Below are 2401 nucleotides of genomic sequence, written 5' to 3'. Positions count from 1 at the left end.
CTGAAAGAATATAGAATGACATTTAAGCACCTACATCAATTGGCTTTGGAAAATGGTGATGCCATTCATCTACTACATGAATGCATAGATTTTCTAAGAAAAAACAAAATCATACTGCCTGCTATCACTACACTTGAAAGAATAGTGTGGGAAGCAAGGGCAATGGCTGAAAAGAAGCTATTTAACACGGTTAGTCAATCCCTAACAAATGAACAAAAAGAAAAACTTGAAGATATTATTACCTTGCAGCATTCGTCAGAATCCAATAAAACGATATTGGATTGGTTAAAAGAACCACCGGGACATCCTTCACCCGAAACCTTTTTAAAAGTAATAGAACGACTCGAATACATACGAGGAATGGAATTAGAAACGGTGCAAATTAATCATTTGCACCGCAATCGCCTGTTACAGCTGTCTCGCTTGGGTTCAAGATATGAACCTTATGCATTCCGTGATTTTCAGGAAAATAAACGATATTCAATACTAACCGTCTATTTATTACATCTTAATCAAGATTTGACGGATAAAGCTTTTGAAATTCATGACAGACAAATACTTAGTCTCTTATCAAAAGGTCGTAAGGCTCAAGAGGAAATTCAGAAACTGAACGGTAAAAAGCTGAATGAGAAAGTTATACACTTTACGAACATCGGACAAGCTTTGATCAAAGCAAAACAGGAAAAATTAGACGTTTTTGAGGTTTTAGAATCCGTTATTGAATGGAATTCTTTTGTCTCTTCGGTCGAAGAAGCCCAGGAGCTTGCACGTCCTGCTGACTATGATTATTTAGACTTACTGCAAAAACGATTTTATTCACTAAGAAAATATACGCCAACGCTATTAAGGGTGTTGGAATTTCATTCTACAAAGGCAAATGAGCCACTTTTACAAGCTGTAGAGATTATCCGAGGAATGAACGAATCCGGAAAACGAAAAGTACCTGATGACTCACCTGTGGATTTTATTTCAAAACGTTGGAAAAAGCATTTATACGAGAATGATGGTACAACAATCAATCGTCATTACTATGAAATGGCTGTTTTAACAGAACTTCGGGAGCATGTTCGGGCAGGAGATGTTTCCATTGTTGGCAGCAGACAATATAGAGATTTTGAGGAATATTTGTTTTCCGAATTTACATGGAATCAAACGAAAGAGAATACGAGATTATCAGTTAGTTTATCATTCGAAGATTATATAACGGAGAGAACCAGCAGCCTTAATGAAAGGTTAAAGTGGTTAACTGCCAATTCCAACAAGTTAGATGGAGTTTCTCTTGATAAAGGAAAGCTGTCACTTGCACGCTTAGAAAAAGATGTACCAGAAGAAGCAAAAAAGTTTAGTGCAAGCCTTTATCAGATGCTACCAAGAATAAAATTAACCGATTTACTGATGGATATTGCTTATATAACAGGATTTCATGAGCAATTTACTCATGCTTCCAATAATCGAAAACCGGATAAAGAAGAAACGATTATTATTATGGCTGCCCTTTTAGGAATGGGAATGAATATAGGTGTAAGCAAGATGGCTGAAGCAACACCCGGACTTACATATAAGCAATTAGCCAATGTATCTCAATGGCGCATGTATGAAGATGCAATGAATAAAGCCCAAGCCGTATTAGTAAATTTTCATCACAAATTACAATTGTCTTCCTATTGGGGAGACGGTACAACATCCTCATCAGACGGTATGAGAATGCAGTTAGGTGTTCATCACTACATGCAGATGCAAACCCACATTATGGAACTGGAAAAGGAGCCACCATCTACCGTTTTACTAGTGATCAATTCTCTTCTTACTACACAAAGATTATTCATACTAATTCAAGGGATGCGATTCATGTTTTAGATGGTTTGTTGCACCATGAAACGGATTTAAACATAGAAGAGCATTATACAGACACAGCTGGTTACACAGATCAAATATTCGGACTGACTCATTTATTAGGATTTAAATTTGCCCCAAGAATAAGAGATTTAGCAGACTCAAAATTATTTACAATAGATAAAGCAAGTGAGTATCCAAAATTAGAAGCCATTTTACGTGGACAAATAAATACAAAGGTCATTAAAGAAAATTATGAGGATGTTTTGCGATTAGCTCACTCAATAAGAGAAGGAACAGTTTCAGCATCCCTTATTATGGGGAAACTAGGATCTTATTCAAGACAAAACAGCTTGGCTATAGCCTTACGTGAGATGGGTCGAATAGAAAAAACAATTTTTATTTTGAATTATATATCGGATGAATCATTAAGAAGAAAAATACAAAGGGGATTAAATAAAGGAGAAGCCATGAACGGATTAGCAAGAGCTATTTTCTTCGGAAAACAAGGTGAGCTTAGGGAACGGACTATACAACATCAATTGCAAAGAGCCAGTGCTTTAAACAT

At 36.1% G+C, this 2401-nt stretch carries 1 pseudogene; it reads left to right on the top strand.

The annotated features are described in order from the left end of the window. Positions 1–2401: pseudogene (locus PQF83_RS28410) on the top strand (Tn3 family transposase); the annotation flags it as partial.

This window comes from Bacillus sp. FF-1, from assembly GCF_028548245.1.
GTDB lineage: Bacteria > Bacillota > Bacilli > Bacillales > Bacillaceae_G > Bacillus_A > Bacillus_A paranthracis.
Note: the sequence above shows the minus strand (reverse complement) of the source record. Positions and strands in the feature narration are given on the sequence as shown.